We start from the raw sequence: 13,862 nt of genomic DNA on the forward strand, positions 1-13,862 counted from the left end.
CCTCGTGGGCTCAGCCCGCGAGGCCCACCACCAGCCAGATGAAGGCCACGCCCGCGACCGTGCACAGCAGGGTCGAGCGGGCCGGGTGCTCGTGATGGGCCTCCGGGAGGATCTCGGCGGCGGCGAGATAGAGGAGTACGCCGCCGAAGAGGCCGAGGTAGCCGCCGAGCAGACGCTCGGGAATGGTGAAGAACAGCGTCGAGGCGGCGCCGATCATCGGGGCCGCCGCGTCCGCGTACAGCATGAACAGCGCCTTGCGGCGGGCGTTCCCGTACAGGCTCGTGATCGTGTACGTGTTGAATCCGTCCGCGAAGTCATGGGCGATCACCGCGAGGGACACCGCCAGGCCCATCCCCCCGCCGACCTGGAAGGCGGCGCCGATGGCGACGCCGTCCATCGCGCTGTGGCCGACCATGGCTGCGGCCGCCGTGAGCCCCACCTCGGGCGCGCGTTCGGCGTGCTCGTCACCGCCGTGCGCGGCCTGGCGGTGGGCGAGGAGCCGTTCGACCAGATGGGCCAGCAGGAAGCCGCCCACGAACAGGAGCAGCGCGGCCGGTACGCCGAACACCTCGGTGCCCGCCGCGGCCAGTGCCTCCGGCAGCAGATCGAGGCCGACCACGCCGAGCATCAGGCCACCGGCCAGGCCCAGCACCAGATGACGGCGGTCGGTCACCCGCTGCGCGGTCCAGCCGCCGACGAGCGTCATCAGGAACGCGCCGAGCGCGACGAGGACCGCCATACGCCCTTGCTATCCGATGCACCCCCGTGCGCGCACATCGGGCGACGGCCCCGCGCCCGCCCGGGCGTTCACGGCACCCCTGATGCGCAGCACCCCTGATGTCCCGTAGGACCCGTAGGAGAGGACCGATTCCCATGGCCGATGCCCCCACCGGCAAAGTGACCTTCGTCGGTGCCGGCCCCGGCGCCGCCGATCTGCTGACCTTCCGCGCCGCGCGCGCCATCGCCGAGGCCGATGTCGTGATCTGGGCGGCGAGCCTGGTGCAGGCCGAGGTCCTCGGCCACGCGCGCGAGGGCGCCGAGATCCTCGATTCGGCGACGATGTCGCTGGAGGACGTCGTCGCCGTCTACGAGCGGGCCCGTGCCGAGGGCCTGCGGGTGGCGCGGATCCACTCCGGCGACCCGGCCCTGTGGGGCGGCACGCAGGAACAGGTCGACCGGTGCGCCGAGCTCGGTGTCGAGACCGAGATCGTGCCGGGTGTCTCGTCCTTCTCCGCGGTGGCCGCGATCGCTCAGCGCGAGCTGACGATCCCCGAGGTCGCCCAGTCCGTGATCCTCACCCGGCTCGGCGGCGGCAAGACGCCGATGCCTCCCGGCGAGGACGTACGGGAGTTCGCGAAGCACGGCACGACGATGGCGCTGTTCCTGTCGGCGGCGCGCAGCGGACAGCTCGTGCGGGAGCTGCTGGAGGGCGGCTATCCGACGACCACACCCGTCGTGGTCGCCTACCAGGCGACCTGGCCGGAGGAGCTGATCGTGAAGTGCACGATCGGCACGCTGGAGGAGACCGTCAAGGAGCACAAGCTCTGGAAGCACACGCTCTTCCTGGTCGGCCCGGCCCTCGACGCGAGCGGCACCCGCTCGCACCTCTACCACCCCGGTCATTTCCACGGCTTCCGCAAGGCCGACCCGCAGGCGCGCGCCGAGCTGCGTGCCGCCCGCCGGAGCGGTGCCGGCAGTGCGCAGGGCCCCGCGTCGTGAGTGTGATCACCGTCGTCGGTACGGGCACGGGGGCGCCGCCGGCCCCGGACGAGGGGGCCGCGCTCGCCGGAGCGGGGCTGGTCGTGGGTGCCGGTCGGCATCTGGCGGCGGCCCGGCTGCCCGAGCGGGCCGAGCGGCTGGTGCTCGGACCGCTGGCGCCGGCCCTGGACCGCATCGAGCGGTACACGGACGCCGGGGCGCCGCAGGGTCCGGTCGTGGTGCTCGCGTCGGGCGACCCCGGGTTCTTCGGGATCGTACGGGCGCTCGCGGAGCGGTTCGGGAACGCGCGGCTGGACGTCCGGCCCGGCGTCTCGTCCGTGGCGACCGCCTTCGCCCGGCTCGGCCTTCCCTGGGACGACGCCGTGGTGGTCAGCGCGCACGGACGCGATCTGCGGACGGCCGTCCAGATCTGCCGGTCGCGGCCCAAGGTGGCGGTGCTGACCGCTCCCGGGTCCGGACCCGCCGAGCTGGGCGCCGCCCTCGCCGACGCGGACGCCGAGCGCGTCCTGGTGGTGGCGCGGTCCCTCGGCGATCCGGAACACGAGGACGTCGAGCGGGTCACGCCCGCCGAGGCCGCCGCGCGCGACTGGGGTCCGGCGGTCGGTGTCGTGCTGTGCCTGGACGAGTCGCGGTCCCCGGCTACCGTCCGGACCGTCGCCGGGGCGCCGGCCGGTCCCGGCCGATGGGCCCTGGACGAGAGCGAGTTCGCCCACCGCGACTCGATGATCACCAAGTTCGAGGTACGGGCGCTGGCACTGGCCCGGATCGGACCGAGGCTCGGCGACCTGGTCTGGGACATCGGCGCGGGCTCGGGGTCCGTCGCCGTGGAGTGCGCGCGCTTCGGTGCCGCGGTGACCGCGGTCGAGAAGACCGAGGACGGCTGCGAGCGCGTCCGCGCCAACGCGGCGGCGCACGGCGTGGACGTACGGGTCGTGCGCGGGTCCGCGCCCGACGTGCTGTCCGGCCTGGACGAGCCGCACGGTCCGGACGCCGTCTTCATCGGCGGCGGCGGACGTGAACTGCCCGGGATCGTCACGGAGTGCGCGCGCCGTGCCCGGCGTGCCGTCGTCGTCGCGATGGCCTCGCTCGACCGGGTGCCGGCCGCCCGTGACGCGCTCGCCTCCGCCGGATTCACCTGCGACGGCGTCCTGTTGCAGTCCTCGCGGCTCGCCCCGCTGCCGGGCGGGGTCTCCCGGCTCGCGGCGGCCAATCCCGTCTTCGTGCTGTGGGGCGTCCGGCCTCCGGCCCGTACCGAAGGAGTTCCCCAGTGATCGGCCTGATTTCCGCGACGGCGGCGGGCGCGGCGGCCCGTGACCGGCTCGCCGCTGCCTGGTCCACGCGTACCCGGGTGTACGACGGGCCCGTGGCGGACGCCGTACGGCGGGCCTTCGCGGAGTGCGACCAGTTGGTGTGCTTCCTCGCCACGGGCGCGGTCGTACGGCTCGTCGCGCCCCTGCTCTCGGACAAGGGGGCGGACCCCGGGGTGGTGTGCGTCGACGAGGCGGGACGGTTCGCCGTGTCGCTGGTCGGCGGCCACGCGGGCGGGGCGAACGAACTCGCGCGTGAGGTCGGCGAGTTGCTCGGCGCCGAGCCGGTGGTGACGACGGCTACCGACGCGGTGGGCGTGCCCGGTCTCGACACGCTCGGTCTCCCGGTGGAAGGGGATCTCGCCGGGGTCTCGCGGGCCATGCTGGACGGCGAACCGGTCGTGCTGGAGCGGGAGTCGCCCTGGCCGCTGCCCGCGCTGCCGCCGAACGTGGGCAGTCCCGCGGCGCCGGGTGCCGCCGTCGTCCGGGTGAGCGACCGCGTCCGGGCGAGCGCCGCGCGCGAGGTCGTGCTGCGTCCGCCGTCCCTCGTCGTCGGTGTCGGCGCCTCCCGGGGCGCGCCCGTGGAGGAGGTCCTCGGTCTCATCGGGGACGCTCTGCGCGAGGCCGGGCTCTCCGCGTCGTCGGTGGCCGAACTCGCCACCGTGGACGCCAAGTCCGAGGAGCCCGGCATCGCCCTGGCCGCCGCCCGGCTCGGGGTCCCGGTCGTCACGTACACCGCCGGGGAGCTGGCGGCGGTGGCGGTCCCGAACCCCTCCGACGCGCCGCTCGCCGCCGTGGGAACGCCGTCCGTGGCGGAGGCCGCCGCGCTGCTGGGCGGCGGCGAACTCCTTGTGCCCAAGCGGAAGTCGGTACGGACGGACGGGCAGCCGGCGATGGCGACCTGTGCGGTCGTGCGCCGCCCGGCGCGCGGACGCCTCGCGGTCGTCGGTCTCGGCCCCGGGGCCCGCGATCTGCTCACCCCGCGGGCGACGGCGGAACTGCGGCGGGCCGCGGTGCTCGTCGGGCTCGACCAGTACGTCGACCAGATCCGCGACCTGCTGCGGCCCGGCACACTGATCCTGGAGTCGGGGCTCGGCGCCGAGGAGGAACGGGCCCGCACGGCGGTGGCCGAGGCGCGCCGGGGACAGGCCGTCGCGCTAATCGGCAGCGGCGACGCCGGCGTGTACGCGATGGCCTCGCCCGCGCTGGCCGAGGCGTCCGACGACATCGACGTGGTCGGGGTGCCGGGGGTGACCGCCGCGCTCGCGGCGGGTGCGATCCTCGGCGCGCCGCTCGGCCACGACCATGTGTCGATCAGCCTGTCCGACCTGCACACGCCGTGGGAGGTCATCGAGCGCCGGGTGCGCGCGGCGGCCGAGGCCGACATCGTCGTGACCTTCTACAACCCGCGGAGCCGGGGCCGTGACTGGCAGCTCCCCAAGGCGCTCGCGCTGCTCGCGGAGCACCGGGAGCCGACGACACCGGTGGGTGTGGTGCGCAACGCCTCCCGTCCGGACGAGTCGAGCCGGGTCACGACGCTGGGGTCCCTGGATCCGGCAATCGTCGACATGATGACCGTGGTGACCGTGGGCAACACGGCGACCCGCGAGATCGCCGGGCGCATGGTGACCCCGCGCGGCTACCGCTGGCAGAAGGAGGCCGAGTGAGCCCGGTGATCCGGCCTCGGCACGGACGCCGGGCCGGTGCGCCCGGCGCCCGGCGGGAGCCCGTCGGCCGTCCGCCGCACCCCGCTGTTCCCCAGGCCGACCCGGCCGCGAGGAAGACCGCTCGGGCCGACCCGGCCCACAAGACCTCTCGGGCCGACCCGGCCCTCCAGAAGACGGCTCGGACCGACCGGGCCTCGACGACCGCTGAGGCCCACCAGGCCTCGACAACCGCCGCGGCCGACTCGGCCGCCGAGGAGACATCGTGACCACCCCTCCCCCCGCGCTGCTCATCGCCGGACACGGCACCCGGGACGAGGCCGGAGCCGAGGCCTTCCGTTCCTTCGTACGGGAGCTCGGCCGCCGCCATCCCGAACTGCCCGTCGCCGGCGGGTTCATCGAGCTGTCGCCGCCGCCGCTCGGCGAAGCGGTCGGTGAACTCGTCGGACAGGGCGTCCGGCGATTCGCCGCCGTACCGCTGATGCTGGTGTCCGCCGGGCACGCCAAGGGCGACATCCCGGCGGCGCTGGCCCGGGAGAAGGAGCGGCACCCCGGGATCTCGTACACGTACGGGCGTCCGCTGGGCCCGCATCCCTCGCTGCTCGCCGTGCTGGAGCGGCGGCTGGACGAGGTCCTCGGCGACGGCGTCACGACCCCCGAGGAGCGGGCCGAGGTGACCGTGCTGCTCGTGGGCCGCGGGTCCACCGACCCGGACGCCAACGCCGAGGTGCACAAGGCGGCGCGGCTGCTGTGGGAGGGCCGGGGGTACGCGGGCGTCGAGACCGCGTTCGTGTCCCTGGCCGCGCCGGACGTGCCCGCGGGCCTCGACCGCTGTGTGAAGCTGGGCGCGCGCAGGATCGTGGTCCTGCCCTACTTCCTGTTCACCGGCATCCTCCCGGACCGGGTGCGGCGGCAGACGGAGGACTGGGCCGCCGCGCACCCCGGGGTCGAGGTGGGCTCCGCCGAGGTCATCGGTCCCGAGCCCGAGCTGCTCGACCTGGTCATGGAGCGCTACCGTGAGGCCGTCGCGGGCGATCTGCGGATGAACTGCGACTCCTGCGTGTACCGGATCGCGCTGCCCGGCTTCGAGGACAAGGTGGGACTGCCCCAGCAGCCGCACTTCCACCCGGACGACGACGGCCACCACGACGGGCACGGGAACCACGACGGACACGGGCACCACCATCACGGGGGACACACGCATTCCCATGCCCACTGACCAGGCCGCCGAGGGCGGGCACGATCTGCGGCACCACGGGGACGCCGAGGTGCGCGACGACGGTTCCAAGCTGACCGATCTGGCCGTGAACGTCCGGGCGGACACTCCGCCCGCGTGGCTGCTGGACCGGATCGCCGCGTCACTGCCGTCCCTCGCGGCCTACCCGGACGGGCGGGCCGCGCGGGCGGCGGTCGCGGCGCGGCACGGGCTGCCGGTGGAACGGGTGCTGCTCACGGCGGGCGCGGCCGAGGCGTTCGTGCTGCTCGCGCGTGGCCTGGAGGTGCGCCGGCCGGTCGTCGTGCATCCGCAGTTCACGGAGCCCGAGGCCGCGCTGCGGGACGCCGGCCACACGGTGGGCCGCGTGCTGCTGCGCGAGGAGGACGGTTTCCGGCTCGATCCGGCCGCCGTCCCCGAGGACGCCGATCTCGTCGTGATCGGCAATCCGACCAATCCGACCTCGGTGCTGCACCCGGCCGGGACGGTCGCCGCGCTGGCCCGTCCCGGGCGGGTGCTGGTGGTCGACGAGGCGTTCATGGACGCGGTGCCGGGTGAGCGCGAGTCGCTGGCCGGGCGGACGGACGTACCCGGTCTCGTCGTGCTGCGCAGTCTCACGAAGACGTGGGGTCTCGCGGGGCTGCGGATCGGGTACGTGCTCGCCGAACCCGCGACGATCGCCCGGCTGGAGCGTGCCCAGCCGCTCTGGCCGGTGTCCACGCCCGCGCTAGCGGCGGCGGAGGCGTGCGTGTCCGCACAGGCCCTCGCGGAGGCGGCGCACGCGGCACGCCGGATCGCCAAGGACCGGGACCATCTGGTCGCGGGACTGCGGGAGTTCGCCTGCACCGACGGGCTGGCGGTGGTGGAGCCGGCCGAGAGCTCCTTCGTGCTGGTCCGGCTGCCGCGGGCCGCCGGGGTGCGCCGCGCGCTCCGGGATCTCGGCTTCGCGGTGCGGCGCGGCGACACGTTTCCCGGGCTGGGGGACGAATGGCTGCGGATCGCGGTACGGGACCGGGCGACGGTCAACCGGTTCCTCCAGGCCGTGGACCGGGCGATGACCGTCGCCGGGGACGGCTGCGCCGGCGGCACGGGAATCGTTCCGCCCCGGCAGCCCCCGCCGCCCCCGCCCGGCCCGCGCCCGGAGCCGCCCCGGACGTCCTCCTCGTCCTGACGACCGCCCTGGAGCCTGAACTCCGGGGCTCTCAGCCCCTCGGGCCTTGGGCCCCCGGGCGCACCACGTCCGTTCAGTGTCTCCGGGCGTCGGGGAGAACAGCAGGCGTCAGCTCCTGCGGCGGCGGGAGAGGGTGACCGCTCCGGCGCCCGCGGCGAGCAGGGCCACCGCGCCGCCCGCCAGGTACGGCGTCATCGAACTGCTCCCGGTCTCGGCGAGGTCGCCCTCCTCGCGACCGCCCTGCGGGCTCGCCTCGGCCGTGGGCTCGGCGGCGGCCGCCGAGGGACTGGCCGGGGTCGCCGAGGGAGTGTCCGGCGCGACCTCCCGAGCGGGCGCGGCCGGTGCTTCGCAGGTGGCCTTCGCCAGGGTGACCGTGCCCTCGACCTCGGCCACGCCGAGCTTCAACGGGTCGACGGACACGTTCAGTTCGAGCGCGGTGGCGGCGGCCGTACGGGAGGTGGTCTCGGTCCTGGACAGGTCGAGCCGCACCTCACCGACGCCGGGGACCTTCACGTGCGTCGGGCCGCCGGTCGTCAGGGTGACCTTCTTGCCGAGAACGGTGACGGATCCCAGCAGGTTCGCGGTGGCGACGGGCTTCCTGCCCACCTCGCAGGTCGCCTTCGAGGTCACTTCCTGGACCTCGACGAGGGAGAGCAGCGGCAGCCCGGGGACGTGGACGGCTGCGTGCGCGAGACGGGTCGAGCCCTCGGCCTTCTCCGCGGAGACGGTGGCCTCGGCGGTGGCGACCTCGGCGCGCAGCACGCTGAACGGACGTCCGTGGTCGACGCCGTCCAACTGGGCGGTGAGGGCGGTCTTCTCCGCACTCTGCGGTGCCTGCACCTCGTTCAGGGAGACCGCGAGCGGGACGTTCACGGTCTTCTTGAGGAGGGACACGTCGAGGCCGGTGCGGAGCACGACGGCACTCGCGCGGCCGTGGTCGCCGGTCGCGTGGGCCGAGCCCGCGCCGGCCAGCGCGGCGGGACCCGCGGCGAGGACGGTGGCGGCCGCGGTGACGGCGAGACGGCGTGCGGGCATGCGGTGGTTGATGCTGTTCAAGGGTGGGACCCCCATAGGAGAAAGCCTGGGACCCGGAAAGAATTACGCACTGAGAGTGAACAGTCAGGCACCTGACGTGAGTTCACTCCATCGTGGGGTTTCCGCGCATGTCTTCGAATCCGGGGGCACAGTCGTTCCCCGCCGTCACTCGCTCAACACCCTTGGACGAACACGCTGGTTGACGCGCCGGTTGACGACGGGGTGACGCGCCGGAGCGCACCGGAGGATGCCCAACGAGCGTGCCACCCCGTCCGTCACGCTCCGTCAACCGCGCCCGGGTCGGCCGTCCGCGACCTCCGGCACGTCCGCCGCAGCCGCGTCAGCCGCGTCAGCCGCGTCAGCCGCGTCAGCCGACGATCCGCCCGTTGAGGACCACCCGTCGCGGATCCGCCAGGACCCGTACGTCGTCGCGCGGGTCCCCGGCGTAGACCACGAGGTCCGCCGGTGCCCCCTCGTCGAGTCCGGGCCGTCCGAGCCAGCTCCTGGCGCCCCAGGTGGTGGCGGAGAGCGCCTCGACGGGCGGGATGCCGGCGGTGACGAGCTCGGCGACCTCGGCCGCGACGAGGCCGTGCGCGAGGGAGCCGCCCGCGTCGGTGCCGACGTAGACGGGGATTCCGGCGTCGTACGCGGCGCGCACGGTGTCGTAGCGGCGTTCGTGCAGCCGTCGCATGTGCGCCGACCACTGGGGGTACCTGGCCTCGCCGCCGGCCGCGAGCCGCGGGAAGGTGGCGATGTTCACGAGGGTCGGGACGATGGCGACACCGCGCTCGGCGAAGAGCGGGACGGTGTCCTCGGTGAGGCCGGTGGCGTGCTCGACGCAGTCGATGCCCGCCTCGACCAGGTCCCGGAGCGAGTCCTCGGCGAAGCAGTGCGCGGTGACCCGGGCGCCGAGCCGGTGCGCCTCGGCGATCGCCGCCTCGACGGCGTCCCGCGGCCAGCAGGCGCTCAGGTCGCCGGTGCCCCGGTCGATCCAGTCCCCCACGAGCTTGACCCAGCCGTCACCGCGCCGGGCCTCCCGGGCGACGTACGCGACCAGGTCCTCCGGCTCGATCTCGTGTGCGTAGTTGCGGATGTAGCGGCGGGTGCGGGCGATGTGCCGGCCCGCTCGGATGATCTTCGGGAGGTCCTCGCGGTCGTCGATCCAGCGGGTGTCGGAGGGCGAGCCCGCGTCCCGGACGAGGAGGGTACCGGCGTCGCGGTCGGTCAGCGCCTGCTTCTCGGAGACGTCCGCCGGGACCGGGCCGTGGGCGTCGAGCCCGACGTGGCAGTGCGCGTCGACCAGGCCGGGCAGCGCCCAGCCCTCGACGGCGCGGACGTCACGGGCGCCGGCGGGGCGCTCGTACGAGATCCTGCCGCCGACGACCCACAGTTCGTCGCGGACGTCGTCGGGCCCGACGAGGACCCGCCCCTTCACGTGCAGTACCGGGTGATCGCTCATGCACGGCACCTTAGTGAGGCGGCTTCCCGTCCTCGCCCCGCCCTGCGCTGTTTCCGGCCTGCCGGTCCGGTGTCCCCTCGGCGACGTCCGCCATCGCCGGGTCGAGCAGCCGGGAGAGGAAGTGCCGGGTGCGCTCGTTGGCCGGGTTGCCGATGACCTGCGCCGGGGTGCCGTCCTCGACGATCACACCGCCGTCCATGAAGACGACCCGGTCGGCGACCTCACGCGCGAAGGTCATCTCGTGGGTGACGACCATCATCGTCATGCCCTCGTCGGCGAGCATCCGCATGACGGCGAGGACGTCGCCGACGAGCTCGGGGTCGAGCGCGGAGGTCGGCTCGTCGAAGAGCATCACGTCGGGTCCCATGGCGAGCGCGCGGGCGATCGCGACGCGCTGCTGCTGGCCTCCGGAGAGGGAGGCCGGATAGGCGTCGGCCTTCTCCGCGAGCCCGACCCGGGCGAGGTTCTCGGCGGCGGTCCGGGCCGCCTCCGCCTTGTCCCGGCCGAGCACCCGGCGCTGCGGCAGCGTGAGGTTCCCGGTCACCGACAGATGGGGGAAGAGGTTGAACTGCTGGAACACCATGCCGATGCGGCGGCGTACGGCGTCGATGTCGACGTCGGGGTCCGTGACCTCCGTGCCGCCCACGAACACCTGGCCCTTGGTGGGTTCCTCCAGGAGGTTCACACAGCGCAGCAGCGTCGACTTGCCGGAGCCGGACGGGCCGATCACGCAGACGACCTCGCCCTGGCCGATCTCCAGGTCGATCCCGCGCAGCACCTCGTTGTCGCCGAAGGACTTGTGCAGGTCCTTCACCTGGATCTCGGGTGTGCTCACTTGGTGGCCTCCTTCTGCCGCGCCTCAAGGCGTCGCGCGACGAAGCCGAGCGGGATCGTGACGAGCAGGTAGCACAGACCCGCGACCAGGATCGGCGTGGAGTTGGCGGTCGTGCTGGCCAGGTCGCGGCCGTACTTGGACAGTTCGCGCTCCTCCAGGGTGACACCCAGGAACAGTACGAGCGAGGAGTCCTTGAAGAGGGTCACGAGTTCGTTGGTGAGCGGCGGGACGATGATCCGGAACGCCTGCGGGACGACGATCGAGACCATCGCCCGCGCGTGCGAGAAGCCCAACGAACGGGCCGCCTCCATCTGCCCCTTGGGCACCGCCTGGATGCCCGCCCGGAAGGTCTCGGCCATGTACGCGGCCCCCACCAGACCGAGCGCGAGGGCGACCTTTCCGTACGTTCCGCCGATGATCTCCGTGCCCGGGAACGCGAGCGGCACCGCGACGCCCACGAAGATGAAGATCATCAGGGCGGGCAGACCGCGGAAGACCTCGATGTAGATTCCGGCGAACCAGCGGTAGGGACCCACCGAGGACAGCCGCATCAGGGCGATGACGATGCCCAGCACGAGACCGACGGCGAAGCCGGACGTCGTGTAGAGGACGGTGTTCTTCAGCGCCAGCGTGATGACGTCGGGGAACATCTGCTTGACCAGGTCCCACTGGAAGAACTGGTTCTGCAGACGGCCCCAGTCCGCCGTGACCGCGAAGGCGATCACGACGGCGACGAAGACGACGTACTGCACACCGCGTGAGATCTGGCGCTTCTGGCGCCGGCTCAGGCCGGACCTGCGGGGCTGGAGGGGTGTGTCGGCACCACTCATGAGGCGGACGGGGAGGCGGAGGCCGCGGCCGCGTCGTACGGGCCGATCCACTTCTCGTAGAGCTTCTTGTACGTGCCGTCGGCCTTGGAGTCCGCGATGGCCTTGTTGATGGCGGCGAGGAGCTCGGTGTTGCCCTTCTTCACGGTGAAGCCGTACTGCTCACCGGTGCTGACGTTGTCGACCACCTTGAAGGCGTCGGCGTTGGCCTTGTCCTTCAGCCAGCCCTGGACCACCGGGTAGTCGATGACGACGGCCTGCACCTGACCGCTGCGCAGTCCGCTGAGGACCGCGTCGGAGGACTCGAAGGACACCGGGTCGAAGCCCTGCTGCTTCGCGTAGTCCTCGCCGGTGGTCTGCGCCTGGGCGCCGAGCTTCTTGCCCTTCGCCTTGACGTCGGCCAGCGAGGTGATGCCGCTCTTCTTGTCGACCAGCACGCCCTGGGTGGCGTTGAAGTACGGGTCGGAGAAGTCGACGTTCTTCTTGCGCTCCTCGGTGATCGTCATACCGGCCGCGGCGAGGTCGCACTGCTCGGAGTTGAGGAAGGCGCCCGTCTTGAAGTTCTCGAAGGGGGTGTCGACGATCGCCTGCTTCACGCCCAGGTCCGCGGCGACGAGGTCGATCAGCGACACGTCGAAGCCCTGCACCTTGCCGTCGATCTCCGACTGGAAGGGCGGGTACGGCAGGTGGGTGCACGTGGTGAGCTGCCCCGCCTTGACGAGCTGGACCCCGCCGGACGCGGTCTTGGAGCCGCTGCCGCCGTCGCCACTGGAGGTGCAGGCGGCCACGAGCGTCAGCCCTGCCGTCAGGGTGATGGCGGCCAGGACTCGGGTCCGGCGGCCGGAGAGGGTGTTCACGGCGGGCCTTCCTGTCAGGGAACTGTGGGTTCCGATTATAAGGAGATGTTTGAGGCTCTCAAATCAAACCGATGGCAACGGGGCCACTTGACCTAAGAAGTCACCAGTGGGCGGGGTCTGGGGCACGACAGTTAATCTCGTCACCTGTACCCCATGAGTGAAGAGAGCACCGCCGTGACACACCCGTTCCTGGACCTCGCCCCGCTGAGCGCCGCGCACTTCGCGTCGATCGAGGACCGTGTCGCCCGGCTGCTCGGCACCGAGCAGGACGTCGTGATCATGCAGGGCGAGGCCCTGCTTCCCCTGGAAGGGGCCATCCGGGGTACGGCCGGTCCCGGCACCACCGCCCTGAACGTCATCACCGGCCCCTACGGCCAGACGTTCGGGAACTGGCTGCGGGACTGCGGCGCGACCGTGATCGATCTGGCGGTGCCGTTCCACACCGCGGTCACCGCCGCTCAGATCCGCGAGGCCTTCGCCGAGCACCCGTCGATCGACTTCGTGTCGCTCGTGCACGCCGAGGCCGCCACCGGGAACACCAACCCGGTGGCGGAGATCGGCGAGGTCGTACGCGAGCACGGCGCGCTCTTCTATCTGGACGCCGTCGCGTCGATCGGCGCCGAGCCGGTGCTGCCGGACGCCTGGGGCGTCGACCTGTGCGTGATCGGGGCGCAGAAGGCGATGGGCGGTCCCGCGGGCGTGTCGGCGGTGTCGGTGAGCGAGCGGGCATGGGCGCGGATGACGGCGAACCCCGGCGCGCCGCGCCGCTCGTACCTCTCGCTCCTCGACTGGAAGGAGCGCTGGGTCGACGGCGGCCGCACGGCACTGCTGCACGCGCCGGCGCAGTTGGAGATGCTGGCGCTGGAGGCGTGCGTCGAGCGCATCGAGGGCGAGGGCCTGGACGCGGTGATGGCCCGTCACGCCTCGGCGGCCGCGGCCACCCGGGCGGGAGCGGTGGCCCTCGGCGGCGGTCTGGCGCCGTACGTGGACGCCGCCTCCGACGCTGCGCCCGTCGCCACCACCCTGCGGGTGCCCGAGAACGTGGACGCGTCCGCGGTGGTCGCGAAGGCGCTGGCCGCGGATCCCGCGCTGCCGCTCGCCGCGGGCGGCGGCGCGCTCGCGCAGTCGATGATCCGTGTGAACCACTACGGCCCCGACGCCACCCGGGGCGCCGTCCACTCCAGCCTCGCGGCCCTCGGCGCGGCGCTGGCCGAGTCCGGCCTGACGGTGGACCTGGAGGGGGCGCGCCGGGCCGTGGCCCTGGCCTGGGACTGACCCGGAGGACGCGGAGGACTCCGAGGGGGCCGGTGAGGGGACCGGCCGAGGGGCCGGCGCGGGCGTCCGCGCCCTCACCGGTCGGGCGGGCGGAGGCGTCCGGACCTTCGTCGGCGCAGCGGATGGGGGCTCCAGCACCTTCGCCGGACCGGCGGGCGGGAACGTCAGCGCCTTCGCCAGTCCGGCGTACGGGAACGTCAACGCCTTCGCCAGTCCGGCGGGCGCGGGCGTCCGGGCCTTCGCCGGACCGGGGAGCGCCCGGGATCCGGGACGGCGATACCGCGGGAATGGCAATTCCATCCCCCCGCCCCTATCCTGCCGTCAATTCGGATCCGAATTCCTTCGATACAGCTTCCCGCATTCTTCTGCCCGCTTTCCGTGCCCCCAAACGCAAAGGTTTGGCGAACACGAGCGGGCGGGATTCGGGGAGACCTCGTACACATTTCATCCTTGTGACACACTCCACAGGCGCCCGTTTTCTGGGGTATTTACCGGGCAAA

13 protein-coding genes are annotated in these 13,862 nt (G+C 73.1%); 7 read left to right on the top strand and 6 right to left on the bottom strand.

The features are described 5' to 3' along the window. Positions 1 to 10: 10 nt before the first annotated feature. Complete coding sequence (locus ACIQ7M_RS11155; protein WP_403642382.1) at positions 11 to 739, bottom strand: ZIP family metal transporter; 729 nt, start codon at positions 737 to 739, stop codon at positions 11 to 13. Between the two features lie 134 nt (positions 740 to 873). Between ACIQ7M_RS11155 and cobM the strand changes: the two genes are divergently transcribed. Genes cobM through cobC form a run of 6 tightly spaced genes read left to right on the top strand, consistent with a single transcriptional unit; the run spans position 874 to position 7,074 of the window. Beyond that, entirely contained in the window at positions 874 to 1,719 is an 846-nt protein-coding gene (gene cobM, locus ACIQ7M_RS11160; protein ID WP_355768911.1) for a precorrin-4 C(11)-methyltransferase, read from the top strand. Positions 1,720 to 1,721: 2 nt separating this feature from the next. Further along, positions 1,722 to 2,990, top strand: a complete 1,269-nt coding sequence (gene cbiE / locus ACIQ7M_RS11165) for a precorrin-6y C5,15-methyltransferase (decarboxylating) subunit CbiE (RefSeq protein WP_403643496.1) — start codon at positions 1,722 to 1,724, stop codon at positions 2,988 to 2,990. Further along, positions 2,987 to 4,693, top strand: coding sequence for a precorrin-3B C(17)-methyltransferase (gene cobJ, locus ACIQ7M_RS11170; RefSeq protein ID WP_403642385.1), 1,707 nt, complete (start codon positions 2,987 to 2,989; stop codon positions 4,691 to 4,693). Before cbiE ends, cobJ begins: the two co-directional genes overlap by 4 nt. After that, positions 4,690 to 4,959 carry a hypothetical protein gene (locus tag ACIQ7M_RS11175; RefSeq protein WP_403642388.1) on the top strand — a complete coding sequence of 90 codons (270 nt, stop codon included), beginning with the start codon at positions 4,690 to 4,692 and terminating at the stop codon, positions 4,957 to 4,959. Before cobJ ends, ACIQ7M_RS11175 begins: the two co-directional genes overlap by 4 nt. Further along, complete coding sequence (locus ACIQ7M_RS11180) at positions 4,956 to 5,909, top strand: sirohydrochlorin chelatase (protein ID WP_355768905.1); 954 nt, start codon at positions 4,956 to 4,958, stop codon at positions 5,907 to 5,909. The genes ACIQ7M_RS11175 and ACIQ7M_RS11180 overlap by 4 nt, the downstream gene beginning before the upstream one ends. Beyond that, positions 5,899 to 7,074, top strand: a complete 1,176-nt coding sequence (cobC, locus tag ACIQ7M_RS11185) for an Rv2231c family pyridoxal phosphate-dependent protein CobC (RefSeq protein WP_355768902.1) — start codon at positions 5,899 to 5,901, stop codon at positions 7,072 to 7,074. Before ACIQ7M_RS11180 ends, cobC begins: the two co-directional genes overlap by 11 nt. 108 nt (positions 7,075 to 7,182) lie before the next feature. On the opposite strand, the gene ACIQ7M_RS11190 is transcribed toward cobC, so the two are convergent. The 5 genes from ACIQ7M_RS11190 to ACIQ7M_RS11210 all read right to left on the bottom strand — a co-directional run bounded on the left by ACIQ7M_RS11190 (position 7,183) and on the right by ACIQ7M_RS11210 (position 12,087). Further along, positions 7,183 to 8,109: an SCO1860 family LAETG-anchored protein gene (locus ACIQ7M_RS11190; RefSeq protein ID WP_403642392.1), complete on the bottom strand. Its 927-nt coding sequence runs from the start codon at positions 8,107 to 8,109 to the stop codon at positions 7,183 to 7,185. Positions 8,110 to 8,476: 367 nt separating this feature from the next. Further along, positions 8,477 to 9,568, bottom strand: coding sequence for an amidohydrolase family protein (locus tag ACIQ7M_RS11195; protein ID WP_389847711.1), 1,092 nt, complete (start codon positions 9,566 to 9,568; stop codon positions 8,477 to 8,479). A 10-nt stretch (positions 9,569 to 9,578) separates the two neighbouring features. Beyond that, on the bottom strand, positions 9,579 to 10,403 hold the full coding sequence (locus ACIQ7M_RS11200; RefSeq protein WP_403642395.1) for an amino acid ABC transporter ATP-binding protein: 825 nt from the start codon (positions 10,401 to 10,403) through the stop codon (positions 9,579 to 9,581). Continuing rightward, positions 10,400 to 11,233 (bottom strand): amino acid ABC transporter permease, encoded by an 834-nt coding sequence (locus ACIQ7M_RS11205; RefSeq protein WP_355775783.1) that lies wholly within the window; start codon positions 11,231 to 11,233, stop codon positions 10,400 to 10,402. Before ACIQ7M_RS11205 ends, ACIQ7M_RS11200 begins: the two co-directional genes overlap by 4 nt. Beyond that, complete coding sequence (locus tag ACIQ7M_RS11210) at positions 11,230 to 12,087, bottom strand: transporter substrate-binding domain-containing protein (protein ID WP_403642398.1); 858 nt, start codon at positions 12,085 to 12,087, stop codon at positions 11,230 to 11,232. The genes ACIQ7M_RS11205 and ACIQ7M_RS11210 overlap by 4 nt, the downstream gene beginning before the upstream one ends. A 153-nt stretch (positions 12,088 to 12,240) precedes the next feature. On the opposite strand from ACIQ7M_RS11210, the gene ACIQ7M_RS11215 reads away from it, so the two are divergent. Further along, on the top strand, positions 12,241 to 13,362 hold the full coding sequence (locus tag ACIQ7M_RS11215) for a pyridoxal-phosphate-dependent aminotransferase family protein (protein WP_403642401.1): 1,122 nt from the start codon (positions 12,241 to 12,243) through the stop codon (positions 13,360 to 13,362). Positions 13,363 to 13,862 lie beyond the last annotated feature (500 nt).

This window comes from Streptomyces sp. NPDC096324 (genome assembly GCF_044763015.1).
Classification (GTDB): domain Bacteria; phylum Actinomycetota; class Actinomycetes; order Streptomycetales; family Streptomycetaceae; genus Streptomyces.

Coding starts and splice junctions, on each gene's coding strand:
- ACIQ7M_RS11155 (WP_403642382.1), bottom strand. CDS start 739: ATGGCGGTCCTCGTCGCGCTCGGCGCGTTCCTGATGACGCTCGTCGGC.
- cobM (WP_355768911.1), top strand. CDS start 874: ATGGCCGATGCCCCCACCGGCAAAGTGACCTTCGTCGGTGCCGGCCCC.
- cobC (WP_355768902.1), top strand. CDS start 5,899: ATGCCCACTGACCAGGCCGCCGAGGGCGGGCACGATCTGCGGCACCAC.
- ACIQ7M_RS11190 (WP_403642392.1), bottom strand. CDS start 8,109: ATGCCCGCACGCCGTCTCGCCGTCACCGCGGCCGCCACCGTCCTCGCC.
- ACIQ7M_RS11195 (WP_389847711.1), bottom strand. CDS start 9,568: ATGAGCGATCACCCGGTACTGCACGTGAAGGGGCGGGTCCTCGTCGGG.
- ACIQ7M_RS11205 (WP_355775783.1), bottom strand. CDS start 11,233: ATGAGTGGTGCCGACACACCCCTCCAGCCCCGCAGGTCCGGCCTGAGC.
- ACIQ7M_RS11215 (WP_403642401.1), top strand. CDS start 12,241: ATGAGTGAAGAGAGCACCGCCGTGACACACCCGTTCCTGGACCTCGCC.